Annotated in this window: 18 protein-coding genes; 17 read left to right on the forward strand and 1 reads right to left on the reverse strand. The window is 65.0% G+C overall.

The window, feature by feature from the left end:
- The first annotated feature begins 146 nt into the window (after nt 1-146).
- From ACMYLB_RS10620 to ACMYLB_RS10660, 9 genes are all read left to right on the forward strand, one after another.
- A complete protein-coding gene (locus tag ACMYLB_RS10620) occupies nt 147-2,813 on the forward strand; it encodes a chondroitinase-B domain-containing protein (protein ID WP_415910888.1) in 2,667 nt (888 codons plus the stop codon).
- A 56-nt stretch (nt 2,814-2,869) separates the two neighbouring features.
- Complete coding sequence (locus ACMYLB_RS10625; RefSeq protein WP_415910889.1) at nt 2,870-5,242, forward strand: TonB-dependent siderophore receptor; 2,373 nt, start codon at nt 2,870-2,872, stop codon at nt 5,240-5,242.
- Nucleotides 5,243-5,481: 239 nt separating this feature from the next.
- Nucleotides 5,482-6,522: a glycoside hydrolase family 88/105 protein gene (locus tag ACMYLB_RS10630; RefSeq protein WP_415910890.1), complete on the forward strand. Its 1,041-nt coding sequence runs from the start codon at nt 5,482-5,484 to the stop codon at nt 6,520-6,522.
- 13 nt (nt 6,523-6,535) lie between these two features.
- The gene (locus ACMYLB_RS10635; protein WP_415910891.1) at nt 6,536-8,437 is read left to right on the forward strand and encodes an alpha-L-fucosidase; all 1,902 of its coding nucleotides are present in this window, start codon (nt 6,536-6,538) and stop codon (nt 8,435-8,437) included.
- Nucleotides 8,438-8,442: 5 nt separating this feature from the next.
- A complete protein-coding gene (locus ACMYLB_RS10640; RefSeq protein ID WP_415910892.1) occupies nt 8,443-10,413 on the forward strand; it encodes an NPCBM/NEW2 domain-containing protein in 1,971 nt (656 codons plus the stop codon).
- Between the two features lie 17 nt (nt 10,414-10,430).
- Nucleotides 10,431-11,876: an alpha-L-fucosidase gene (locus ACMYLB_RS10645; protein WP_415910893.1), complete on the forward strand. Its 1,446-nt coding sequence runs from the start codon at nt 10,431-10,433 to the stop codon at nt 11,874-11,876.
- Between the two features lie 60 nt (nt 11,877-11,936).
- Entirely contained in the window at nt 11,937-13,574 is a 1,638-nt protein-coding gene (locus ACMYLB_RS10650) for a fucose isomerase (RefSeq protein ID WP_415910894.1), read from the forward strand.
- 2 nt (nt 13,575-13,576) lie between these two features.
- Entirely contained in the window at nt 13,577-14,335 is a 759-nt protein-coding gene (locus ACMYLB_RS10655) for a class II aldolase/adducin family protein (protein ID WP_415910895.1), read from the forward strand.
- 39 nt (nt 14,336-14,374) lie between these two features.
- Entirely contained in the window at nt 14,375-15,751 is a 1,377-nt protein-coding gene (locus tag ACMYLB_RS10660) for an MFS transporter (RefSeq protein ID WP_415910896.1), read from the forward strand.
- 259 nt (nt 15,752-16,010) lie between these two features.
- Here the strand turns inward: ACMYLB_RS10660 and ACMYLB_RS10665 are convergent, their stop codons facing one another.
- The gene (locus ACMYLB_RS10665) at nt 16,011-16,640 is read right to left on the reverse strand and encodes a hypothetical protein (protein ID WP_415910897.1); all 630 of its coding nucleotides are present in this window, start codon (nt 16,638-16,640) and stop codon (nt 16,011-16,013) included.
- A 47-nt stretch (nt 16,641-16,687) separates the two neighbouring features.
- Between ACMYLB_RS10665 and ACMYLB_RS10670 the strand changes: the two genes are divergently transcribed.
- From ACMYLB_RS10670 to lhgO, 8 genes are all read left to right on the forward strand, one after another.
- Complete coding sequence (locus tag ACMYLB_RS10670; protein WP_415910898.1) at nt 16,688-17,515, forward strand: hypothetical protein; 828 nt, start codon at nt 16,688-16,690, stop codon at nt 17,513-17,515.
- Nucleotides 17,512-18,792 (forward strand): hypothetical protein, encoded by a 1,281-nt coding sequence (locus ACMYLB_RS10675; protein ID WP_415910899.1) that lies wholly within the window; start codon nt 17,512-17,514, stop codon nt 18,790-18,792. Before ACMYLB_RS10670 ends, ACMYLB_RS10675 begins: the two co-directional genes overlap by 4 nt.
- A 183-nt stretch (nt 18,793-18,975) precedes the next feature.
- Nucleotides 18,976-19,827 carry a type IV secretory system conjugative DNA transfer family protein gene (locus ACMYLB_RS10680; RefSeq protein ID WP_415910900.1) on the forward strand — a complete coding sequence of 284 codons (852 nt, stop codon included), beginning with the start codon at nt 18,976-18,978 and terminating at the stop codon, nt 19,825-19,827.
- 541 nt (nt 19,828-20,368) lie between these two features.
- Nucleotides 20,369-20,815: a GbsR/MarR family transcriptional regulator gene (locus tag ACMYLB_RS10685; RefSeq protein ID WP_415910901.1), complete on the forward strand. Its 447-nt coding sequence runs from the start codon at nt 20,369-20,371 to the stop codon at nt 20,813-20,815.
- An 81-nt stretch (nt 20,816-20,896) separates the two neighbouring features.
- Entirely contained in the window at nt 20,897-21,892 is a 996-nt protein-coding gene (locus tag ACMYLB_RS10690; RefSeq protein WP_415910902.1) for an NAD-dependent epimerase/dehydratase family protein, read from the forward strand.
- Complete coding sequence (locus ACMYLB_RS10695) at nt 21,889-22,998, forward strand: DegT/DnrJ/EryC1/StrS family aminotransferase (RefSeq protein ID WP_415910903.1); 1,110 nt, start codon at nt 21,889-21,891, stop codon at nt 22,996-22,998. The genes ACMYLB_RS10690 and ACMYLB_RS10695 overlap by 4 nt, the downstream gene beginning before the upstream one ends.
- Nucleotides 22,999-23,015: 17 nt before the next feature.
- Nucleotides 23,016-23,552 carry a D-glycero-alpha-D-manno-heptose-1,7-bisphosphate 7-phosphatase gene (locus ACMYLB_RS10700; RefSeq protein WP_415910904.1) on the forward strand — a complete coding sequence of 179 codons (537 nt, stop codon included), beginning with the start codon at nt 23,016-23,018 and terminating at the stop codon, nt 23,550-23,552.
- Nucleotides 23,549-24,736 (forward strand): L-2-hydroxyglutarate oxidase, encoded by a 1,188-nt coding sequence (lhgO, locus tag ACMYLB_RS10705; protein ID WP_415910905.1) that lies wholly within the window; start codon nt 23,549-23,551, stop codon nt 24,734-24,736. The genes ACMYLB_RS10700 and lhgO overlap by 4 nt, the downstream gene beginning before the upstream one ends.
- Nucleotides 24,737-24,746 lie beyond the last annotated feature (10 nt).

A 24,746-nucleotide genomic window follows, 5' to 3' on the forward strand; every position in this document is an offset into this window, starting at 1 on the left:
CGCTCTGCCTGCGAGCAGAAGCGCCAGACGCTGAAAAATCCTCAGTTCTACGGATACCGTCAGGGTCCGGCGATTGATAGGATGCGTGGAGTCACCCCGTCGCCCGTGATTTTTCCCACGGTGCTCCACCCCTAACCCCATCGCACATGAGATCCGGTGCTTTTCTGCTTGGCCGTTTTTCCCTGCTGGCCGCGCTGGCAGCCTTGTTGGTCACGGTCGCCCGCGCGACCCGTTACGACGTCTACACCACGGCGGATTTCACGGGCCTGCCGACCCTGGCTGCGGGCGACATCGTGGTCGTGCACGACGGCACCTACTCGAACGTCGGTAGCAAGACGATCACCGGCAGCGGAACTTCCGCGAATCCGATCCTGATTTACGCGCAGAATTCCGGCGCGGCCGTCTTCGCCGGCACGACCCACCTCGTGCTCTCCGGCTCGTGGCTGACTTTCGCCGGGTTCCGGTTCGACGGGCAGACCGCCGCCGGCGGCATGCCGGGCACGGAGAAGTGGGGCATCATCCAGACCGCCGCGGATTCGAGCGACTGCCGGATCACCAACTGCATGTTCCGCGACTTCAACTCCGGCGCGGTCGCCGGCAACACCTACTACTGGCTGGTGATCCAAGGCTACCGGCACACGGTCAACTACAACAGCTTCGAGGGGAAAACGACGATCGGCGCCTCCGTCGTGTTCGCGACGCCGGAGACGGACAAGACCACGCCGCGCAGCCATGTGTTCGCCTTCAACTACTTTGGCCCGCGCACCGTGATCGGCAGCAACGGCTACGAGGGCATCCGCGTCGGCGACAGCGCGCACCAGGGCTGGAACATGGCGTCGACGTTCGAGTTCAACTATTTTTATCGCGCGATCTACGGCGCCGGCGAACCCGAGCTGATCTCGAACAAGTCCGCCAGCAATCTCTATCGCTGCAACACCTTCGTCGAGAATCGCGGCCAGCTTTGCCTGCGCCATGGCGACAACTGCACCGTCGAGGGCAATTTCTTCTTCGGAGCGAATCTCGCCGACTCCGGCGGCGTCCGCATCATCGGCCAGAACCACATCGTCCGGAACAATTACTTCCAGGATATCGCCGGCAGCGGGGTCACCTCGACGATCGTGGTGCAAAAGGGCGATCCGAACTGGCCGGCCAGCGACGATGCGAGCACCTACGAGGTCGCGAACAACGCGCGGATCTTCCACAATACGTTCCTCAACTGCCAGCAGCCGATCTTTCTCGGCCGCAATAGCAGCGGGACCGGCGCCCTCGATCCGACCGGCGTGGAAGTGCGCAACAACGCCGTGCAGAGCGACGCCTCGGATGGGGCGGTTTTCGACATCGGCTACAGCACCTCGGCCATCGCCTTCAGCGGCAACTACGTTTACCACCCGAACGCGAACTACGGCGTCACGGGGATTTCCGGCGTCACTTACGGTCCGGGCTCCCCGGGACTGGCCCAGGACACAACGCTCGGCTACGCGATTCCCGCGAGCGGCAGTCCGTTGCTCGGCCTGGCCGGCAACACGACCCCCGCCACCGCGCTCGACATCCGCGCGCTGACGCGTCCGGCGAGCGGCAAGGACACCGGCTGCTACGAACGCGAGGTTGCCGGCGCCGGTGTCGGGCCGATGGAGCGCGGGGATGTCGGTCCGGAGTATTATGGCGGGCCGGCCGGGAGCTTCATCCCGCCGAACAGCCAGGCGGCCGCGCCGGCGTTTTCTCCGGCGGGCGGCACCTTTTCGTCGGCGCAATCCGTCACGATCAGCTCGTCCACGAGCGGCGCGTCGATTCGCTACACGACGGACGGCTCCACGCCGACTTCGACGTCCGGCACGCTCTACGCCGGCCCGGTCAACGTGGCCGCGACGCTCACGTTGAAGGCGATTGCCTTCAAGTCCGGCCTGGCGGACAGCGCCGTCACCACGGCGACCTACACGGTGCTCCCTTCGGGTGGCACGACGATCACGAGTGCTTCCGGCTTCGTGAGCGCCGCGCTTTCCTCGGCGCCGGCGGGGACGTTCACGGCGGAGTTCGACGCGCTTTCGTCGGTCTCCCCGGCAAACGCGGTGGCCGGCCTGTCGCCGGGCGTCGCGACCGGCTACACGAGCCTCGCGTGCATGGTGCGCTTCAACACCACCGGGCAGATCGACGCGCGCAACGGCGGATCGTTCACGACGAGCACGATCAACTTCACCGCGAACACGCTATACCACTTTCGTCTCGTGGTGAACGTGCCCGCGCACACCTATTCGGCCTACGTCACGGCGCCGGGCGGCAGCGAGCAGACCATCGGCACGAACCTCGCCTTCCGCACCGAGCAGGCCGCGGTTACCAGCCTTAGCCACGCGAGCTTCAACGTGAACGCCAGCCCCGGCGGCGCGCTCACCTACTGGCCGGTCACGCTGAGCGGCATCTCGGCCGCCAAGTTTTCCATCCCCGGCGCCAACGTGATCGCCAGCGCCGACGATGGCAACGTGCCCGCCAACACCGTCGACGGGAGCCTCGCGACGCGCTGGTCGGCGCAGGGCGACAACCAATGGATCCGCTACGATCTCGGCACGACGAAGACGCCCGCGTGGGTCCGCATCGCCTTCCTCAACGGCGACACGCGCACCTCCACCTTCGACGTGCAGCTCTCCGCCGACGGCTCCAGCTGGACCACGGTCTACAGCGGCACGAGCAGCGGCACGACGACCGCGCTGGAAACCTACAACTTCTCGAACGCGGCCGCGCGCTACCTGCGCATCGTCGGCCATGGGAACTCGGTGAACCTCTGGAACAGCATCACCGAGGTCGAGGTGTGGGGCTATTGACCCGCCCGGCTCCCGCTTCCCGCGAAACTCTGCCTCCACCAACCCCAAATCCCCTCATGACCATCCCAACCCGCCCGTCCGCCGCCGGCCTGCTGGCGCTGTGCCTCGCTTTCGGCGCCACCGCCGCGTCGGCGCAGAGCAGCCCCCCCAGCAAGGAAGACACCGTCACGCTCTCGCCCTTCGAGGTGAAGGCGGAGGAAAATCGCGGCTACGTCGCCGCCGAAACCCTCACCGGCACACGCGTGGCGACGCAAATCAAGGACCTGCCCTACACCGTGAACGTGATCACGAGCGAGTTCTTCGAGGACTTCGCCATGTTCCAGCTCGACGATTCGCTGACGCAAATCGGCGGCCTCACGGGCCTCGATGTCGGCGGCGGCTTCAATCTCCGCGGTTTCGCTTCGTCCTCGCAGCTGCGCGATGGCTTCTACCGCCAGGGCCGCTACGGCCAGACGAACATCGATCGCGTCGAAGTCATCAAGGGTCCGAACGCCGGCATCTACGGCCGCAGTTCGCCCGGTGGCATGGTCAACATGATCTCCAAGTCGCCACAGAAGGCCGAGACGCAGAAGCTCACCGTGCGCGGCGGCAGCTTCGGCACCCTGCAGGGCACCCTCGAGGCCACCGGCACGATCGGATCGCCCCAGACCTACTACATCGCGATCGTCAGCCAGCTGAACCGCGGCGCCGACGTGGACTACTTTCACATTCGCGAGAACCAGGCCTACTTCGCCGTGAAGCACGACACCAAGAACGGCGGCCACCTGCTGTTCTCGGCCGAACACTTCAAGCAATACCGCCACTCCCAGCTCGCGGTCGCGCCGATCATCACGGACCAGAAGGGCACGTCGTCCAACCTCGACGACGAGGTGATCGGCTACGCCAAAAACCTCGCGCGCTACCAGGCCTACGGTCCGAACAGCGAGAATTCGCGTTCGAACGACACGCTGCGCGCGAGCTACGACCGGCAGTTGAGCGACGTCTTCACCTTCCGCGCGGGCGCGCAGATCTTTTCCGCCAAGCTGCAGAATTTCAACGCGAACACCGGCTTCGGCGCGGTCACGATCAACAGCACCAACGCCGCCAGCAATCTCCTCTCCACGCGCGGCGCGACGCCGAATCGCGGCATCATCAACGAGGACGGCGGCGGCGTGCAGCTCGATCTCGTGGCGCGCTACAACCTGGCCAACCGCAAGATCACGAACAAGACCCTCGTGACGGTCGACTACAACGACTACTATCGCTTCGACCCCACGCGGAACAGCGCCGCGGCCGCCGCGCTCACCGCGTGGCAGACGGCGGGCTCAGGCCGCATCGTCGCCCTCAATCCGGACTACACGCCGGTCTCGGCGCTCACCTATTTCACCGGCACGACGGAGGATCCCCTGGGCGCGGCCTCGCGCTACACGCGCCGCCGGATCAGCGTCGTTGGTGGGCAGTTCCGTCACGAGTCCCGCTTCTTCAAGGACCATCTCCTGACCTACATCGGCTCGCGCTTCGACAAGGTTCATTTCAGTCAGCTCGAATATGTGACGGCGATCAATGGCGTCACGCCGACGATGGATGCCCCCATCCCGGTCAAGCGCGACGTGAACCAGTTCAAGCCCAACGCCGGCGCGCTGTTCAAGGTGAAGGAAAACTTCCGCGTTTACGCCAACTACAGCGAGAGCTACTTCGTCAACCAGGGCGAGAACCCCGTCGACGTCGCCAGTCCGGAATACAAATCGGAAACCGCCAAGGGCTGGGACTACGGCTTCAAGGGTTCGCTCTTTGACGATCGTCTAAACTACACGATCGGCTTCTACGACATCCAGCGCTTCGGCGTCCGCGTGACCGATTCCGTCGAGACGCCGGTCGGCTCCGGAAATTTCGTGAACGTGGTGCGCTCCGACGGCGACCAGCAGGTGGATGGCTGGGAAGCGGACGTGAATTGGTCGATCAACCGCTCCTGGTCCGCGGGCGTGAGCTTCGCGCACGTCAACGCCTCCTACCGCAATTTCGGCACGAGAAACCCGCAGGCCGTCGGCCGCCACGTGCAGAACATCTCGCCCGAAAACGGCGGTGCCTGGGTCAAATACAGCGGTCGCGATGGCTGGCTGAAGAACTTCTCGGCGAATCTCGGCGTCACCTACATCGCCGAGACGCCGACGGAAAGCCCGACGGCGGGCGACACCGTGACCATCGTCGGCGGCGTGCCGACGGTCACCCGCAGCACCTACCAATGGAAACTCACCGTGCCGTCGGTGACGCTGTGGAACGCGGGCTTCGCCTACAAATGGAAGCAGAGCGCCCGGGCGAGTCACTCGTTCCGCCTGAACGTGAACAACGTCTTCGACAAAGACTATCTCAAGGTGAGCAAGAGCCTCGGTGACCCTCGCGGTGTTTATCTGAGCTACAGCCTCACCTTCTCGAATCTCTTCGTCCACTGAACTCTGTCGCTAACGTGCTAGGGTGGGCCGCCGTGCCGCTCCAGCGATTCGGGGGAATCGCGCGGCACGGCGGTTCATTCGGCTGGCCGGCCGGTTCGCCGCCGTCGGACCGGTCACGCGGCCGCTCCCCGGGCGCGCGTCTCGCGCACGGACTGATCCTGAGCCTTTGCCTCGGCCTCCTCGGCTCCGCTCGCGCGGCCGGCGACGCTTTCGGCCCCTGGCCCGCGGGAAAGTCGCCGGTGGAAATCGGCCGCCGGATCACCGAACGCTATCTCGCCAGCCCCCACCAGAACCACGGCCGCCCCACGCCGCCGCGCGTGATCAACTACGCGGAGGTGTGCGCCTGGTATGGCGCGCTCGTTTTCGCCGACCGGAGCCACGATGACCGGCTCAAGACGCGCCTCGCCGAACGCTTCGAGCCGCTGTTTCGCGAGGAAAAGAGCCTGGTGCCGGTGCCGGATCACGTGGACTACACGGTTTTCGGAGCCGTCCCGCTGGAACTCGCGATCCAGACCGGCGAGCCGCGCTACCTCGCCCTCGGCGAATGGATGGCGTTCAAGCAGTGGTCGGAACCCTTCGGCCGGCGGCCGACGGCCGAGGCGCGCGAGTTTTACCGGCAGGGTTACACCTGGCAGACGCGCCTGTGGATCGACGACATGTTCATGATCACCGCGGTGCAGGCGCAGGCCTGGCGGGCCACCGGTAATCGCGTCTACATCGATCGCGCCGCCCGCGAGATGGTGCTCTACCTCGATCGGCTGCAGCAGCCCAACGGGCTTTTCTTCCACTCCCCGGACGCGCCGTTTTTCTGGGGGCGCGGCAACGGCTGGATGGCTGCCGGCATGAGCCTCCTGCTCCGCGAGCTGCCCGCCGACAATCCGGACCGGCCGCGCATCCTCCGCGGCTATCGCCTGATGATGGCGAGCCTGCTCCGGCACCAAGGTGCCGACGGCATGTGGCGCGAGTTGGTCGACGCCCCCACGGCCTGGCCGGAGACTTCTTCCAGCGGCATGTTTGCCTTCGCCTTCATCACCGGCGTCAAGGCGGGCTGGCTCGACGCCGCGACCTACGGTCCCGCGGCCCGGAAGGCGTGGCTCCAGCTCACGACCTACCTCGACGAGCGGGCGGACATGCGCGAGGTCTGCCAGGGGACCAACATCTACGAGCCCGCGAAGCACGGGTCCGACGGCCGGGCCTACTATCTCCAGCGCGAGCGGCTGGTCGGCGACATGCACGGCCAGGCTCCGATGCTCTGGTGCGCCGCGGCGCTGATGCCCTGACACGACCTTTCCCGTGAATCCCATCGTGATGAATCCCTCGTTAACTGTTCGCGGCCATCGCCGGCCGGTTTCCCTTGCGACGCGTGTGAAGGCCCTCGTGGCGGACGTGCGCGCGTCGTTCGCCATCCGCCGGCGGACGCGTCTGCACGCGTTCGGTCTGCTGTCGTTGCTCCTGGGCGCGGCGCACGCGGCGGCGGAACTGCCGCCGCCGGGCCTGCGCACCCTCGACGAGCCTGATCCGGCGCGCGATCTCCGCGTGGCGTGGCACCGCGAGGCGCGCTTCGGGTGCTTTGTGCACTGGGGCGTGTATTCCGGCCCGGCGGGAGTGTGGAAGGGGCGCGTGGGCGGCACCTATTCCGAGCATCTGATGCGCGTCCTGGAGATACCGCGGGCGGTCTATCTCGAGGAGATCGTGAGGCCCTTCAACCCCACCGGATTCGACGCCGACGCCTGGGTGAAGCTCATGCACGACGCCGGCATGCGCTACCTCGTGATCACCGCCAAGCATCACGACGGCTTCGCGATGTATCCGTCGAAAGTGTCGGCCTACAACCTGACGCAGCAGACCGCGTTCAAGCGCGACCCGATGGCGGAGCTCTCCGCGGCGTGCAAGAAATACGGGCTCAAATTCGGATTCTACTACTCGCACGCGTGGGATTGGGAGCATCCCGACGCGATCGGCAACGCCTGGGATTACGGCAAGCCGGGCGGCGAGTCGGGCTGGTGGGAACAGCATCCCGAGCTCGTGGCGCGAGCGACGAAATACGTGGAGGGAAAATCGATCCCGCAGATACTCGAGCTCATCGCGATGTATCGGCCGGACCTGCTGTGGTTCGACACTTCGAGCAAGACGCCGCCCGAACTCTGCCGCCGGATCCTGGCCGCCGTCCGCGCGGCCGATCCTTCGGTCGTGATCAACAGCCGCATCGGCGGCGGCGCCCTGGGCGACTATCGCTCGACTGCGGATCGCCCCGCCTATTTTCCCGAGGTCTTCTCGCATTGGGAGGCGATCCCGACGACGAACGAATCCTACGGCTACAAGCCGAGCGACACGTCGCACAAGCCGCCCGCGCATTTCGTCCGCCTCCTGGCGCAGGCGGTCGGGAAGGGCGGCAACATCCTGCTCAACATCGGGCCGCGCGGCGATGGGGTCATCGATCCCAAGGATCAGGAAATCCTCCGCGGCATCGGCACGTGGATGAAGGAGAACTCCGCGAGCATCTACGGCTGCGATCGCACGCCGCTGCCGGTGCAGCCGTGGGGGACCTCGACGCGCCAGGGCAACCGGCTCTACCTCCACGTGTTTTCCTGGCCGGCGGACGGCCGGCTCGTCGTGGGCGGCCTGCGCAGCACGCCGCTCGGCGCGAAACTGCTCCACGGCGGCGACCTGGAGATGCGACGGCTCAATGCCGACGACCTGGAACTCGCCTTGCCCGCGCATGCGCCGGACGCGATCGACAGCGTCATCGCGCTGGATTTCCCGGCGCAGATAGCGGCGAACAGCGCATTGCGCCTCTCCGGGCCGACTTATCTCCACGTGATGGACGGCCGTCTCGACGGCAAAGGCATCCGCTACGGCGACGGCAAGACGAACCGCGACGTGGTGGAGGAGTGGACGGGCGCGGATGCGACCGTCACCTGGACCGTGCGCGTGCCGCAGGGTGGCCGGTTCCGCGTGGCGGCCCAATACAACACCGCGACCAAGGGCGCGCGCAGCGCATTCGTGATCGAGGCCGCGGCGCAGTCGCTCGCCGCCAAGGTCGTGCCGACCGACAGCATGAACGTGTTTCGCCTCGCTCCGATTGGAGAAGTGACGTTCGCGGCCGGAGAGCACACCATCGTCGTGCGCGCAACGCAGCTCGACCGCGACGGCCTGATGCGGCTGCGCGGACTCGAGCTCACTCCCGTTCCCTGACCGTCATGCATCGCTGCCTCCTGCCGCTGCTCTTCCTCACGACACCGCTCTTCGGGGCGCCCGCAAGCGTCCCGCTGGCCCCGCTGATCAATCCGCGCGATTCCGACTACGAGCACGCGCGCCCGGCGGTTGATGCCTGCGCGGCAGGGCGGCCGATGTCGGTGGCCGGGCGGACCTTCGCGCGCGGCCTGGGCATGCAGGCCGACAATCGCACGGCGGTGGAGCTGAGGGGCGCAACGCGTTTCACGGCTCTCGCCGGCGTCGACGACGCGTCCGCCAGCACGCGGCCGGTGATCCTGCAGGTCGAAGTCGACGGCCAGGTGCGCTGGCACCGGGAAATGCGAAAGGGCGAGCCGGCGGTCGCGATCGATCTCGAGGTCCGCGGCGCGCAGGTGCTCGTGCTCGTCTGCCGCGACATCGGCAACAACTACACGCAGACGCTCGTGGACTGGGCGGAAGCGCAGTTCACCGTGGAGAGCGAGAAGCCGGTCTCGGTCGTCGCGCCATCACTCCACGAGCCGGCCGAGATCCTCACCCCCAAGCCGCCCGCGCAGCCGCGGATCAACGGACCGTCCGTCTTCGGTGTGCGGCCGGGGAATCCGTTCCTCTATCAGATTCCCGCGACGGGCGAGCGCCCCCTGCGTTTCGTCGCCGATCCATTGCCGGCCGGCCTCACCCTCGACGCCGAGACCGGACGCATCACGGGACGTATCGCCGCGACTGGCACGTATCGCCTGAGCCTCCGCGCGACGAATGCGCACGGGACGGACACGCGCGCCTTGCGCATCGAGGTGGGGGAGCGCATCGCGCTGACGCCGGCGATGGGTTGGAACAGCTGGAACTGCTGGGGCGTTTCGGTGGACCAGGAGAAGGTTCTGGCGTCCGCCCGCGCGCTCGTGACCACCGGCCTGGTCAATCACGGCTGGTCCTACGTCAACATCGACGACACCTGGCAGGGTCGGCGCACGGGGCCGGCGCACGCGCTGCAGCCGAACGCGAAATTCCCCGATCTGAAGCGCCTCTGCGACGAGCTCCACGCGATGGGGCTGAAGGCAGGCATCTACTCGACGCCGTGGATCACGAGCTACGCGGGCTACCCCGGCGGCAGCGCCGACAACCCGGCCGGCGACTGGGAGAAGCCGCCGAAGCCCAAGCAGCCGAACCGCAAGATCAAGCCCTGGCACCTGGGCGATTATTCCTTCGCCGCCGCCGATGCGCGGCAATGGGCGGAGTGGGGCATCGACTATCTCAAATACGACTGGAATCCCAACGAGCCGCCCGAAACCCAGGTCATGGCCGACGCGCTGCGCGCTTCGGGACGCGACATCGTCTACAGCTTGTCGAACAACGCGCCCTTGGAGCGCGCCGCCGCGCTGTCCGCGCTCGCTCATTCGTGGCGCACGACCGGAGACATCCGCGACATCTGGGGCAGCCTACGCGGAATCTGGTTCCAGCAGGAAAAATGGCGCGAGTTCGCCGGCCCCGGGCACTGGAACGACCCGGACATGCTCGTCATCGGCCCGGTCGATGTCGGCAGCGGCAAGAGCATCCGCCCCTCGCGACTCACGCCCAACGAGCAATACACCCACATCACGCTCTGGTGCCTGCTCTCGGCGCCGTTGCTCATCGGCTGCCCGGTGGAGAAGGCCGACGAATTCACCCTCAGCCTCCTCTCGAACGACGAGGTCCTCGCCGTGAACCAGGACGAGCGGGGCCAGCCGGCGAAGCAGCAGGTCGTCGACGGACGCAAGCTGGTCTACGTGAAACAACTCGCGGACGGCTCGCACGCGGTCGGTTTCTTCAACCTCGCGCAGGTCCCGCAGACGATCGCGGTCACCTGGTCGCAGCTCGGTCTCCCGCGTCCCACGCGCGTCCGCGATCTCTGGCGGCAGCGCGACCTGACGGTGCCCGATGGCGACGGTCTCGCGCTCGAGGTCGGCCGGCATGGCACCTGTTTGGTGCGCGTGTGGCCCTGATCCGCCGCGGCCGGACGATGCTCTCCTCTGAAATTATGTTCAACTTCTCCACCTTCGTTCGCGTCGGAGTTTTCCTCGTCGCCGTCGCGGTCGCCCGATCCGCCGAGCATGTCCCGGCCGCGGCGGAGCCGCCGGTCATCGATCCGGGAGACGCCAGCGCGGGGCAATCGCTGCTCCCGCTCGATCCGCCGGAGACGCGGGCGGCGCGCTTGGCGTGGTGGAGCGACGCGCGTTTCGGGATGTTCATCCACTGGGGGCTCTATTCGCAGTGGGGCTGCCATTATCCGGGCGCCGACGGCACGCTGCTCAACGGCAAGACCGAGCACATGATGCGTCACCTCCGGCTGCCGCTCGCGCTCTATTCGACGATCGCGGGCGTGTTCAACCCGGTGAAGTTCGACGCGGACGAGTGGGTGCGGATCGCCCAGGCCGGCGGCATGAAATACATCGTGCTCACGGCCAAGCATCACGACGGGTTCGCCCTGTGGAACAGCGCCGTCAGCGACTACAACGTTGTCCAGCGCACCCCGTGGAAACGCGATGTCGTGCAGGAACTCGCCGCCGCCTGCCGCCGCGCCGGATTGCGCTTCGGTCTCTACTACTCGCTCGGGCGCGACTGGTCCGATCCGGACGTGCCGACGACGCGCAAGGCCGACGGCAACCGCCGCTCCAACGACTGGGACTGGCCCGACGAGGGGGCGAAGGATTTCAGCCGCTATTTCGAGCGGAAGGTGAAGCCGCAGGTGCGCGAGCTGCTCACGCGCTACGGGCCGATCGACGTGCTTTGGTTCGATACGCCGGAGCAGATCAAGCCGGAGCAGAGCGTGGAGCTGATGCGGCTCATTCACTCCCTGCAGCCGGCGTGCATCGTCAATCAGCGGGTGGGGAATCGCTACGGCGACTACCGCGTCGCCGAGCAGGAGATCCCCGCCAGCGGTTGGACGGATGCCTGGGAAACCTGCATGACCTTGAACCGGCATTGGGGCTACTACCTCGGCGACGAGGACTACAAATCGACCGAGACGGTGGTGCGTCACCTGATCGACATCGCCAGCAAGGGCGGCAATTTCCTCCTCAACGTCGGCCCGACCGGCGAAGGCGTGATCCCGGCAGGTTCGAGCGAGCGCCTGCGCGAAATCGGCGCCTGGCTCGCGCGCAACGGCCAGGCGATCTACGGCACGACGGCCAGTCCGATCAAATCGCCGGGGTGGGGCCGTCTCACCCAGCGGAAAGCAGCGGACGGCGTCGTCCTCTACCTGCATGTCTTTTCCTGGCCGGCGGACGGGAAATTGTCGCTGGCGCTTCCGGGGGCCGAGCTGCCCGCGGCGACGCTCCTGGACGGAACGCCGCTCAACGTGGCGCGTCGCGCGGACGGATTGGAAATCGCTGCGTTGCCGCCCGACGCTCCGGATCGGATCTCGACAACGATCGTCCTGCGGCTGCGCGCGATCCCGGTGCGGTAAGTTCACGGCCAAGGCCACTCCCTAACTCCCAGCATCCACTTGATCGGTCTTCCAGCCTTCATGAAAAAGCCGCGTCGCTCCCCGTCCCCGAAAGTCCTGCTCGTCGCCAACGGCGACCTGCGCCAAGGCGCCAACGAAAAATGCTGGCCCGCGCAAGCGGCCATGGAACGGCAGCTCGCCGCCGCCGTTGCCGCCCACGGGGCCGAACTGATCCGCGCTCATCCCTACCACCCGCGCCGACGCCACGGTTTCATCGCCTCGCAGAAGGAGGGGATGGAGGTCTTCGCGCAGATCAATCCGGCCGCGCCACTCATCGTCGCCGAGAGCGTGTGGCAGTATTCGCACCACATCCTCCACGGCCTCATCTCGCACCGCGGCCCCATTCTCACCGTCGCGAACTGGTCGGGCACGTGGCCGGGCCTCGTGGGCATGCTGAATCTCAACGGCTCGCTGACCAAGGCCGGCGTCGCCTACTCGACGCTCTGGAGCATCGACTTCACCGACGAGTTCTTCCAGCGCGGCCTCGCCCAGTGGCTGAAGACGGGCCGCGTCCGCCACCCCGAGCGCCACGTGAAGCCGCTGGCGCGTTGCCGGGTGCCGTCGCGCGCTTCGCGCGCCGCCGCGAAGCTCGCGACCGAGCTGCGCACCCGCAAGGCGATCATGGGCGTCTTCGACGAGGGCTGCATGGGCATGTATAACGCCATCATTCCCGACGAACTGCTCTTCCCGACCGGCGTCTACAAGGAGCGCCTCTCCCAGTCCGCGCTCTACTACGCGGCGACGCAGGTCACCGAGGAAGAAGCCCGCGCCGCCTACGACTGGCTGCTCGCCAAGGGCATGCGGTTCCACCTCGGCCAGGACGAGGAGACCGAACTCACCGAGCGGCAGGTGCTCTGGCAATGCCGCACCTACATCGCCGCGCTCCGCCTCGCCGACGAGTTCGGCTGCGACACGATCGGCATCCAGTATCAGCAGGGCCTGAAAGACCTCTTGCCCGCCTCCGACCTCGTCGAGGGACTGCTGAACAACTCCGACCGGCCGCCCGTGCGCGACGCCGCCGGCAAGATCATCCGCCGCGGCGATGCGCTCCCGCATTTCAACGAAGTCGACGAATGCGCCGGCCTCGACGGCCTGCTCACGCACCGCGTCCACCGCGCCCTCGGCCAGCCGGTCGAGAACACGCTGCACGACCTCCGCTGGGGCGACTACGACCGGAGCCAGACGACGGACGACTACGTCTGGGTCTTCCTTATTTCCGGCAGCGCTCCGCCGGCGCATCACATCGGCGGTTTCAAGGGCACCGACTCGCACCGCCAGCCGCCGATGTATTTCCGTCTTGGCGGCGGCACGGTCCGCGGCGTCGCCAAGCCCGGTGAGATCGTCTGGAGCCGCGTCTTTGTCGCCAATGGCAAGCTCAAGATGGACCTCGGCCGCGCCAAGGTGATCGCGCTCCCCGCCACGGAAACCGAGCGGCGCTGGCAGGAAACGACGCCCCAGTGGCCGATCATGCACGCCGCCACCTACGGCGTGACGCGCGACCAGATGATGGCGCGCCACAAGGCCAACCACATCCAGGTCGCCTACGCGCATTCCGCCGCTGAGGCCGATCTCGCGCTCTACACGAAGGCCGCGCTCGCCGCCGCGCTCGGACTCGAGGTCTCGTTGTGCGGCACCAAGGCAAACGGCCAGCCGTTCTGACCATGAGCGCCGCCAACCCGCTCCTCGAACTCCTCGCACTCTCGCACGAACTCGGCCTCGAGAGCCGCCAGCTCGCCATCCTCGGGGAGGGCAATACCTCCGCGCGCACGGGCGCCGGCACCTTCCTCGTCAAGGCCAGCGGGGCGAATCTCGCCACGCTCGTGCCAGGCGGCGTGACCGAGTGCCGCGCGGACGTCCTGCTCGGCTTGCTCGCGCAGGCGGAGGCCAGCGACGCAGACATCGAGGCGGCCCTGCTTGCTGCGCGCGTCGATCCGGCCGCGCGCAAGCCCTCGGTCGAGGCCGTGTTCCACGCCTGGCTGCTCGGCCTGCCGGGCGTGAACTTCGTCGGCCACACGCATCCGGTCGCCGTGAACGCGCTGCTTTGCTCGGACCGCGCGCCGGATTTCGCCGCGCGCCGCCTGTTCCCCGACGAGATCGTCTGCTGCGGACCGAGTTCGGTGCTTGTGCCCTACACCGATCCCGGCGCGGCGCTCGCGCGCGCGATCCGCGACGGCGTCGAGCGTCACCGCGCCGCCACCGGCCTCGTGCCGCGTGTGATCCTGCTTGAGAACCACGGACTGATCGCGCTTGGCGCGACACCGCCGGCCGTGCTCGCGGCCACGCTCATGGCTGCCAAGGTCGCCGCGATCACGCTTGGCGCCTGCGCCGCGGGCGGCCCCCGCTACCTCTCGGACCTCGCGGTGCGCCGGATCGCCGGCCGCGCCGACGAGCACTATCGCCAGAAGATGCTCGGCCTTTGACCGGGCTGCGCCCTCGCCAGCGTCGCTTCCGCTTTCCCCATGTCCCATTCGCCCGCTCCTGCCCCGGCCGCATCGGCGTCCCCCGATCGCGCCGCTCTGTTCCACACCGCCGACGGTCAGAACGTCGTCGTGACGTTCATCCTGATTTCGTCGCTCTTCCTGCTGTGGGGCTTCCTCAACGGCATGATCGACGTGATGGACAAACATTTTCAGCAGGAGCTGCATCTCTCGCTCGCGCAGTCCGCTTGGGTGCAGTTCGCCCACTACCTCGGCTATTTTCTGATGGCGCTCCCCGCCGGCTGGCTTGCCCTGCGGCTCGGCTACAAGGGCGGCATCATTGCCGGCCTGCTCATGGTCGCCGCGGGCGGCCTGTGGTTCATCCCCGCCACGCAAATCGCGCAATTCTGGGCCTTCCTGCTCGGGGTGTGCTTCATCGCGGCCGGGCTGACCTTCCTCGAGACCATCGCGAATCCCTACGCGACCGTTCTCGGCGCACCCCGCTACGCCGCCATGCGCATCAATCTCGCCCAATCCTGCAACGGCATCGGGTGGATCTTCGGACCGATCGCCGGGGGGATGTTCTTCTACGGCAAGGATGCCAACGGTATTAGCCACGGCAGCCAGACGCTCTGGATCCCCTACGCCGCCGTGGCCGTCATTGTGCTCGTGCTGGCGGTCGTGTTTTATTTCGCACGGATTCCCGACCTCAAGGCGCCCGACGTCTATGCGGACGACGAGTCGCAGCCGAACCGCTCGCTCTGGCACCATCCGCACTTCGTCTTCGCGGTGGCGGCCCAGTTTTTCTACGTCGCCGCGCAGGCGGGCATCTTCAGCTTTTTCATCAATTACATGACCTCGGAGACGCCGCCGATTCCCGCGGAGTGGCAGACCGGCGTGCTCGCCGGCTGGTTCGAGATCAAGGGCGCCGGAGCCGTCGTGCTGAGCGACCAGGGCGCCGCCTATCTTGCCTCCCTCGGGTTCTTCTGTTTCCTCGCCGGCCGCTTCATCGGCTCGCTGCTCCTCGGCGTCTTCCCGGCGCATCGCGTGCTCGCTCTCTACGGCGTGCTCAACGCCGCCGCCTGCCTGCTCGTCGTGCTGAAGCTCGGCTGGCTTTCTGTGGTCTGTGTCTTTGCGGGCTATTTTTTCATGTCGATCATGTTCCCGACCATCTTCGCCCTCGGCATTCACGGCCTCGGGACCCGCGCGAAGCACGCGTCGAGTTTCATCGTCATGGCCATCATGGGCGGCGCGGTGCTGCCGAAATTTATGGGCGCGGTCGGCGACCGCTACGGCGTCGCGCGCAGTTTCCTCGTGCCGCTGGCCTGTTTCCTGATCGTCGCGCTCTACGGTTTCTCGTGGCGGCGCCTGAGTCGCACCGGTGCCGTGACGAGCGTGAAGCTGTCCAAAGTCCATTGAGTGTGGCTGAGCCGGTTTGCCGGTAGTTCGAGGTTGACGGCTTGAAGCCGTGTTTCGGCTTCCGTCCGAAGCTTGCCCAAGACTCTCTGCATCTGGGCAATTTCGTTTCTGGCGATTTCTTGTTCTTTCCCCAACGCCTCTTGATCTGCGCGTTCCCGGCCCGCCAACGCACCGGTCTGTGTCGCTCGCCCCGTCTCAAGCCGGCGCACATCAGTAGCGACACCGTTGAGCTTATTGACGGTATGTCCGCTTTTCATCGCTACGGGGCAAATCTTGCCTTGAGCGTGGACAATTGTTCGCTGAACCAAAGCGGATCGATCTGCACGTAAGGGCGGAATTCCTGTGGCTCTGACGACTCGCCTTTATCGACCAGAAGCGCAAAGCCGTCATCAACGTCCTCTGCCACCTTCGAACCAATTACGAGGTGGGATTCGTTATCGGTAAGTCGAAATCCGACACGGAGATTAAAACGATTCGGCACCTGCCGATCAAGAGCCGCAAGGGAATCAGTGACCACGAGGGTGTGGATACCGAAGCGCGATCCGTCCTCCAAAATGAGCTTAAGGCTGTCGCCGAGACTGGCGGCTGGCGCTGAACCCTTCGGGAGCGTCATGCGGCTAAACAGATTCTGGAATTCCACGCGCAAGTTTCCGAGCCGTTGTAGGCCAGCGAACACAAGAAGCGTGCTGGCCTCTGAATCGGCCCCTGCTTTTACGCGGGCAGCCAGTCCCTCCAAGACTGCATTCTCGCCGTCACCAACAAGGATCACTCGATTCGGAAATGATTTCGCCAGTTCAGTCAGAAGCATTGCTTCGTCCGACTTGCGGCTTTTCGCCGAAAAGATGATTGTGCCAATCCCATTCTTTCCCTTGCAATATTCCTCGAGCACTTCCGCAGAAATATCCTTCGATTAAGCCGAGCACGATGGCTCTACCCGTGCAGAAGAACGTTTTGGCGTGGAGGGCGTTTCAATTCATTAAATGGGGATGGGATGGATCGACCGGCGCGCCTCAGTTCGTGCGTCTGCCGGCCGTCAGCACGAAAGAACGCCTCTGGATGGTTCAAACTTTGCTCGACGAATATCCTGATAACTTTGAGCTGCCGGACTCGTTGTCTGCTAGCGAACTCACGACGCTTCGCGCCCAACGGTCGTATCGAATGTTCGGCCGAACCCAGTTCCGCTATTTACTGGGTTCGTCGGGCTCGATTGAGCAATCCAGTGTGGTTGCTATCCGTAACGAATGCGACAACGGGCCCACGAAATTCGCCTATCTCGGCGATTTCCTGCAAGGCTCTATCACAGTCAAGGGAGTCGAAGTCGATTTTTCAGGCAATTTGTCGCAAAGCTTCATCGCGTCGGAACCCTTGCCTGGAAACGGCGCAATCACGATCGGAGCGGACTCGCGCGCGTTGTCGTTCTACTTCGGAGGCCGCGTGGGTTTAGAGGGCCGAGTTCCAAACTACGCGTTATTCTCCCGCGATGCCCCGTTTATTTTTACGGAAATGATTTTTGCCCTAGGCGCTGACGGCAGGGACACGGGCTCGCGCATACGTTTTAGTGTCAACAAAACTTGGTCACCGAGCGGCACTACGGGAACCGCGCATTTCAACGAGATCAGGATATATTCCCGCGACTACGGAACCGGGGGAACAAGCTTCACCCGCGTAGCCCCGGTCTTCGAGATAGCGGGGCAATTGGACGCCTTCATCCAAAGTGGTGACCGCACGTGGCCCGGCGCCGCGCCGCTTCCTGAGATTCGATGAAATCGACTACAAAATACGGCATCATCCTGGCGCTCGTTGCGGGCATCGCTGGCATTTATTTCTGGCGCACTGGCAGAACTGCGCTTGCGGGGAAAGAATCTGAGCCGGCGCAGCACTCCGTTGTCGCGGCCGAACCGAAGCGCGCTGGTGAGAGCCGCGATGTCAAACGCGAAGCCGGGGCGCTCCTCGAAATCGCGCGACGGGTGACATCGGCAGAGCGTGATCGCTGGTCGGCCGACCGGGTCATAAGTGAGCTAAAGAGCGCGAAAACCTCTGCCGATAAGCAGCGCACCCTAGGGCAGTTGCGTGACGGACGCTACGACCGTAAAGCGGCTATCGAAGCGTTGAGGCTCGCGCTCAAAGACGACGACATCGCAGTGCGCGTGCTGGCTGCGGATCTTCTTTTCCAATGGGGCTCCACGGACGGTAAACAGACGCTGCTGAAGATAGTCTCTGAGGCGCGATCTACTCCGGCCGCTGATTTGATACAGGTCGTCAGAGCGGCGGAAGTTCTAAGCAACAACAAAGAAACCATTCCATATGATTCCCTCGTCGCTCTCTACAGGGAAACACGTGATGCAGGTGTGTTGCGTGTCATGGCTGCCCAGAAAGATGATAGGTATCTCGCTTTCCTGCTAGAACGAGCACGTGCTGAACCCAATGGCATGGTGCGCCTGATTGGAGATCTCGGAGCTAGTGGTGGGTATGATGTCGCTAAACAGGTATTCGAACGGACTCGCAGTCCGGAGGTCCTAGTGGATGCCGCTTGGGCGATGTATCGCTGCGGGGGCGACGAGCAGGCGCTTGCGTATCTGGTTGCTCAGGCGCGCGCGGGTTTGGAAGGCAAACAGGGCACCGACCCCTTCGCTGCGAATCTCGCCATTCAACACCTCGCGCTCATTCCTTCGGAGTCGGCGCGACAAGTTCTAGAGGAGGCGATGCAATCCAGCAATGGCTCTGCCAGCAGCGCCGCACTCGCGAGCCTGTATTTTGTCCAGAAAGACTTCGCATATGTGGATCAGTTCCTGATCACGTATCTCGAACACCCCTCAACTCAGGCGCAACAAGCGGGCGACGGGGCCGCTAAACCTATGTGGTCTGTAAACCAGAACTTGATCTGGCGAATCGTCCGAGAGCGAAACGACCCTCACATTACAAGCCTTGCGATCACGGCGAATAGGGGCAGGTCAGAAGATTTCTTGGGAACCGCTGGCGCCTTTCCGGTGGCAAACACGTGGCTGCGAGGCTACCTTAGGATGACACCAAGCGGGCCGTAGTTTGCACGCGTGGCATCTTTAGTCGACCTGTGAGATAATCACGGCACTTGGTTCCCATCGTCTTCAGACGATCCCCTGTTACCTCGACGACTCGCTAGAAACGTATGCCGCCGACGAAAGGGCCTCGCCGCTAGCTCGCGCCCGGCGAGGCCCTTTCATTTTGGAGCAGGGGATCGCCTGCGTATGAATGAGTTCGTCATCATGGGCACGCGCAACGAATGGGGACAGGAAGAGCCCTTCGCGCTCTTCCAGCGCGACCGCAGGCAGCATCTCCACGTCGTCGGGAAAAGCGGCACGGGGAAGACGACCATGCTGCGGAACATGATCATCCAGGATATCGAGGCGGGACGCGGCGTCGGCGTCATCGATCCGCACGGCGACCTCGCCCTCGATATCCTCGACCATATCCCGCGGCACCGCATCGAAGACGTGGCGTATTTCGATCCTTCGGATGCGGCGCACCCGGTCGGATTCAATCTTCTCGGGGCCGTGCCGCCGCAGAGACGTCACCTTGTGGCTTCCGGCGTGGTATCGGTCTTTCGCGGCATCTGGGCCGAGTCGTGGGGGCCGCGGCTTGAATACATCCTGTATGCGACCGTCGCCGCGCTCCTTGAATGCGAGAACGTCTCGCTTCTAGGCGTCACGAGGATGCTTTCTGACGAGGCGTATCGGGAGTGGGTAGTGCGTCAGGTGAAAGACCCCTTGGTGCGCGCATTCTGGGTCTCGGAATTCGGGCGATACGACAAGCGGTTCCTTCAGGAAGCCGTGGCGCCGATCCAGAACAAAGTCGGACAGCTCCTCATGGCCCCCGAGCTGCGGAACATCCTCGGGCAGGTCAAAAGCCGCATCGATGCGCGGTTCATGATGGATAACCGGCGCATATTCATCGTGAATCTTTCGAAAGGAAAGATCGGCGAGGACAAAGCGAACCTTCTTGGCGCCCGCTTAAGGTCCCGGGCGCGGCACGATGCCTCGATGAATTCGTTGCTCACAACAATCGTGCCAGCAGCGTTGCCAAGATCTCGACGACCTTGACGATAGCTGCGAGTAGCCGCAGGGCCTCTCGGATTGCACTGATACGAACGTTGCGAGACGAGCCAGCGTCGGCCTCGTCTTCGCGTGCCATGCGTGCGGGTTCTTAACAGGAGCCTCCTGCGCAGTGGGCAGAGAAGCGACCAGGCGGACACCGACGTGGTGCTCAGCCGCTTCGCCCCCAAAAAGCCGGCGGGAACGCGCCGACGGCGCGGTTCCGCCGGCGGGGAAGGAGAACGAAATTGGGCCGGGCGGCGGAAGTGTGTGCCGGCTAGAAGCCGCGATTCAGAGAGAGCGACCGTTCGGAAATGAACAGTCGAACGGTAGCTAGAGATTACTCGCGCAATCCAGGGTCCGCGAGAGGCCGAGCGTGAAATTGCAGTGGTTTAATTCATTTTGAATTGAACATCGGGCGAGCGCCTGATGCAATCTAAGGGAAATGGCTCGTTCTGCGACCGACGCATCCGTAGGTTCCTCCACACCCTCGCACCGAGTGTTGACGGCTGGGCGCCCTGCGGAATTTGTAGAGTTCGAGGCGCAAATCGTGGACTTTTTCGTCGACGCGGCCGAATTGCTCGGCGTGCCGAAGTCAGTGGCGGCAATTTACGGAGTGGTATTTGCGTCGCCGCATCCCTTGAGCTTTGCCGAAATCCAAGGGCGGCTCGATCTCAGCAAAGGCTCAGTGAGCCAAGGACTGCGACTCCTTCGTGAGATTGGTGCCTTGAAAGAAGTGTCTTCCTTGACCGACCGTGCGTCACTTTTCGAGCCGGATATGGAAATCCGGAAGATCATCAGCCATTTCGTGGAGCACCGTGTGCGCAAGCAGCTCGATACCGGACGCGATCGTCTGGTTGCGCTGAGCGCGCAAGTGCCGACCGGCACGCCGGCGGGAAAAATCCTGCGCGAGCGATTGAAGCATCTGCAAGGCACGCATGAGAAGGCGCGTGCGTTGCTCCCGGTGGCCAAGACTTTCCTCAACCTCGGTCGTTAGATTTTTCCGCCTCATGGCGGTCCCCTCCAGTTCCATCTTCCTTGTTGCGACGGCAAAGACGCGACGGGGCGAAGCCTTGCCATGAAAGACCTCGCTGCAGTTTACTCCGGCAAGCGCGTCCTCATCACGGGCGGGCTTGGTTTCATCGGATCGAATCTGGCGCGCATCCTGGTCGGGTTGGGAGCGCGAGTGACACTGGTCGACAGCTTGATCCCGGAATACGGCGGTAACCGACGCAATATCGCGGGACTCGAGGATCGTCTCGTCGTGAACATCTCGGACGTGCGCGACCACCACAGCCTGCCGATCTTCGTCCGTGAGCAGGATATCCTTTTCAACCTTGCCGGCCAGACCAGCCACATGGATTCGATGACGGATCCCGCGACCGACCTCGAGATCAACGGTCGCGCCCAGCTTTCGATTCTGGAGGCCTGCCGAAAGCACAACCCCCAGATTCGGATCGTCTTTGCCAGCACGCGACAGATCTACGGCCGGCCGGATTACCTGCCCGTCGACGAAAAGCATCCGCTCCGTCCGGTGGACGTGAACGGCATCAACAAACTCGCCGGCGAGCAATACCACCTCCTTTATTCGCAGGTCTACGGCATTCGCAGCACGGTGCTGCGCCTCACGAACACGATCGGACCCCGGATGCGCGTGAAGGATGCCCGGCAAACCTTCGTCGGCATCTGGATCAAGGCGGCGATCGAACAGAAACCCTTCGAAGTCTGGGGCGGCGACCAACTGCGCGACTTCACCTACGTCGATGACGCGGTGGAGGCGTTTCTCGTCGCCGCCTCCGAGCCGAGCGCGGTCGGCCAGATTTACAACATCGGCGGCGTCGAGCGGATCAGTCTGCGGCAACTCGCGGAGCAACTGGTCGCACAGGCGGGCGGGGCGGCCGAGTTCCGCGTCCGCGAGTTTCCGGCCGACCGCAAGAAGATCGATATCGGCGACTACTATTCGGACGGCTCCCTGATCGAACGCACCCTCGGGTGGAAGCCTAGGATCGACGTGCGCACGGCGCTCGAGCGGACGCTCAAGTATTACCGCGCGGAACTGCCGCACTACCTATGAACGATTCCCGGCGCATCCTGCCCGCTGATCCGCGTGCGACCTATTTGGCCGCGAAGAGCGAGATCGATGCCGCGATCCAGCGCGTGCTCGCGAGCGGCACCTATATCCTGGGACCGGAGGTGGCGGCGTTTGAGCAGGAATTTGCGGCGTGGCTGGGCGCGAGCGGCACCGTCACCGTGGCCAACGGCACGGACGCCATCGAGATTGCGCTGCGAGCGGTTGGCGTCGGCCCGGGTGATGTGGTGGCGACCGTTGCCAACACCGTGACGGCCACGGTGGCCGCGATCGTCGCCGTGGGAGCGGAGCCGTTGTTCGTCGAAATCGAACCCGACACGATGTTGATGGCGGCGCCCGCTCTGGCGCAGGCGTTAAATACTCCGCTCGGACGCCGCGTGAAAGCGGTCGTGCCGGTGCACCTTTATGGCTTGGCCTGCGATATGCCTGCGATCGTCGAGATCGCGCGCGCGCACGGGATCGCGGTGGTGGAGGATTGTGCGCAGTCGCATGGCTCGATCGTCGCCGGCCGCATGGCGGGCACGTGGGGTGACGTCGCCGCGTTCAGTTTTTATCCCACGAAGAACCTTGGCGCTCTCGGCGATGCGGGCGCGATCGTCAGCGGCCGGAAAGACGTGTTGGAGAACGCGCGCCTGCTGCGGCAATACGGCTGGCGGCACCGTTATGTGAGCGAGGTGCACGGTCGGAATTCCCGACTCGACGAGTTGCAGGCGGCCATCCTGCGCGTGCGTCTGGGGCGACTGACCGCGGAAAATACCTATCGCGGCGCGCTGGCCGAGCGTTACCTCGCCGGGCTGCAAGGCGCCGGCCTGCAATTGCCCGTGGTGGCGCCGGGGCGCACGCACACCTGGCATCAATTCGTCGTCCGCACGCCCGCGCGCGACCGACTGAAGGCGCAGCTGGAGCAGCAAGGCATCATCGCCGGTGTGCTGTATCCGGTGCCGATTCACCAGCAGCCGGCCTACCGCCAGGACCTTTCGCTTCCGCAGACCGAGCGCGCGTGTCGCGAGGTGCTCTCGCTGCCGCTGCACGCGGGTTTGACCCCTGAAGATGTGGATCGCGTGATCCAAGCGACGCGAGGAATGGCATGAGGAGCGAGGAAGGCCGCATGGTTGCGCACCGCGGGTTGTTTTTCGATCGTGATGGAACGCTCATCGTCCATCGGCACTACCTGCACGATCCCGATGGGGTCGAACTGCTGCCCGGTGCGCGAGAGATGCTGGAGTGGGCAACCGAAGCGGGATATCGCCTGTTCCTCTTCACGAACCAGAGTGGCATCGGACGCGGACTTTTCACCTTGGCCCAAGCGGAAGCCTGCAATGTGCGCATGTTCGAACTCCTCGGCGCGCGCGTGCGCTTTGCCGGGACGTGCGTCGCCCCGGAGACGCCGGAGCAGCCGCAGGTATACCGCAAGCCCTCGCCGCGCTACATCAGGGAGATGATCGCCGCTCACGGACTTGATCCGCGAGAGACCTGGATGATCGGAAACTCCCGTTCGGACGTGATGGCGGGAGTGAACGCGGGGGTCCGGGCCGCGCTGGTGCATGGCGACGCCGGCCTCGGCGACCTGCCCGCGGAGGTGGTGCGTTGCGAATCCCTTACGGCCCTGCGCGCGGTGCTCGCGGCGGCGCCTCAGTCAGCATGAAAATCGGAATCATCGGCGGTGGCTTGGTCGGACTCGGCACGGCGCTCGCGTTGACGCGTCGCGATCCGCGGCACGAGGTAGTGGTGCTGGAGAAGGAATCCGGCCCGGGGCGCCATCAGTCAGGCCACAACAGCGGCGTCTTGCATGCCGGCCTCTATTACAAGCCGGGCTCGATGAAGGCGCGGCTGGCCGTCGACGGCATCCGGCAGATGGCGCGGTTTTGCGTGGAGCAGGGCGTGCCGCACGAGCGTTGTGGAAAGCTGGTGGTGGCGGTCGACGAAAGCGAGGTGCCGCGGTTGCGCGATTTGGAAAAGCGCGGCATCGCCAACGGCCTCAGCGGGCTCCGCTGGCTCGGCGCGGCGGAGATCCGCGAGCGCGAGCCGCACGTGGCGGGCGTGGCCGCCCTGCTTGTGCCCGAGGAGGGAATCGTCGATTTTCCGGCCGTCGCCGCCGCGATGGCCCGCGTGCTGGAATCGCGCGGTGGGCGCCTGCGCTGCGACAGCAAAGTCCTTGGGTGGGCAGCCCGTGAGGACGGTCATACCTTGGAGACGCGCAGCGGGAACTGGTCGTTCGATTTCGTCATCAATTGCGCCGGACTGCATTGCGACCGCGTGGCGCGACTGGCCGGCCAGAGGCCGACCACCCGCATTGTGCCCTTTCGGGGTGAGTATTTCGTGCTGCGCCCAGCCGCCGCCGCGCTCGTGCGTCATCTCGTGTATCCCGTGCCCAATCCGACTTTCCCGTTTTTGGGGGTGCATTTCACGCGGCTCATACACGGCGGCATCGAGGCCGGGCCGAATGCAGTGCTGGCCATGCATCGCGAAGGCTATCGCAAGACGGATTTCTCGGCGCGCGATCTGGCGGAGAGCCTCGCCTTCCCGGGATTATGGCGCTTCCTCGCCCGCTACCCGCGTGCCTCATGGCAGGAGCTTGCGACCTCGCTGAGTCGGGAGCGTTTCCTCGGGTGCCTGCAGCGGCTGGTGCCGGATTTGAGCGCGGACGATCTCCGACCGGGCGGCGCCGGCGTGCGCGCGCAGGCGATGACGCCCGCGGGAGACCTCGTGCAGGACTTCGATTTCGTGGCCGGGGCACGTCAGCTCCATGTGCTGAACGCGCCTTCGCCAGGGGCGACCGCTGCCCTGGCGATCGGCGAGCACATCGCCGAGCGGGTCGCGGCAGCCTGATTTTACTCCT

It is taken from the genome of Oleiharenicola sp. Vm1 (genome assembly GCF_047777955.1).
Lineage (GTDB): Bacteria > Verrucomicrobiota > Verrucomicrobiia > Opitutales > Opitutaceae > Didemnitutus.

Bases quoted from the DNA above. Each gene is read 5' to 3' on its own strand.
- ACMYLB_RS10620 (WP_415910888.1), top strand. From the start codon at position 147: ATGAGATCCGGTGCTTTTCTGCTTGGCCGTTTTTCCCTGCTGGCCGCG.
- ACMYLB_RS10625 (WP_415910889.1), top strand. From the start codon at position 2,870: ATGACCATCCCAACCCGCCCGTCCGCCGCCGGCCTGCTGGCGCTGTGC.
- ACMYLB_RS10640 (WP_415910892.1), top strand. From the start codon at position 8,443: ATGCATCGCTGCCTCCTGCCGCTGCTCTTCCTCACGACACCGCTCTTC.
- ACMYLB_RS10645 (WP_415910893.1), top strand. From the start codon at position 10,431: ATGCTCTCCTCTGAAATTATGTTCAACTTCTCCACCTTCGTTCGCGTC.
- ACMYLB_RS10650 (WP_415910894.1), top strand. From the start codon at position 11,937: ATGAAAAAGCCGCGTCGCTCCCCGTCCCCGAAAGTCCTGCTCGTCGCC.
- ACMYLB_RS10655 (WP_415910895.1), top strand. From the start codon at position 13,577: ATGAGCGCCGCCAACCCGCTCCTCGAACTCCTCGCACTCTCGCACGAA.
- ACMYLB_RS10660 (WP_415910896.1), top strand. From the start codon at position 14,375: ATGTCCCATTCGCCCGCTCCTGCCCCGGCCGCATCGGCGTCCCCCGAT.
- ACMYLB_RS10675 (WP_415910899.1), top strand. From the start codon at position 17,512: ATGAAATCGACTACAAAATACGGCATCATCCTGGCGCTCGTTGCGGGC.
- ACMYLB_RS10680 (WP_415910900.1), top strand. From the start codon at position 18,976: ATGAATGAGTTCGTCATCATGGGCACGCGCAACGAATGGGGACAGGAA.
- ACMYLB_RS10690 (WP_415910902.1), top strand. From the start codon at position 20,897: ATGAAAGACCTCGCTGCAGTTTACTCCGGCAAGCGCGTCCTCATCACG.
- ACMYLB_RS10695 (WP_415910903.1), top strand. From the start codon at position 21,889: ATGAACGATTCCCGGCGCATCCTGCCCGCTGATCCGCGTGCGACCTAT.
- ACMYLB_RS10700 (WP_415910904.1), top strand. From the start codon at position 23,016: ATGGTTGCGCACCGCGGGTTGTTTTTCGATCGTGATGGAACGCTCATC.
- lhgO (WP_415910905.1), top strand. From the start codon at position 23,549: ATGAAAATCGGAATCATCGGCGGTGGCTTGGTCGGACTCGGCACGGCG.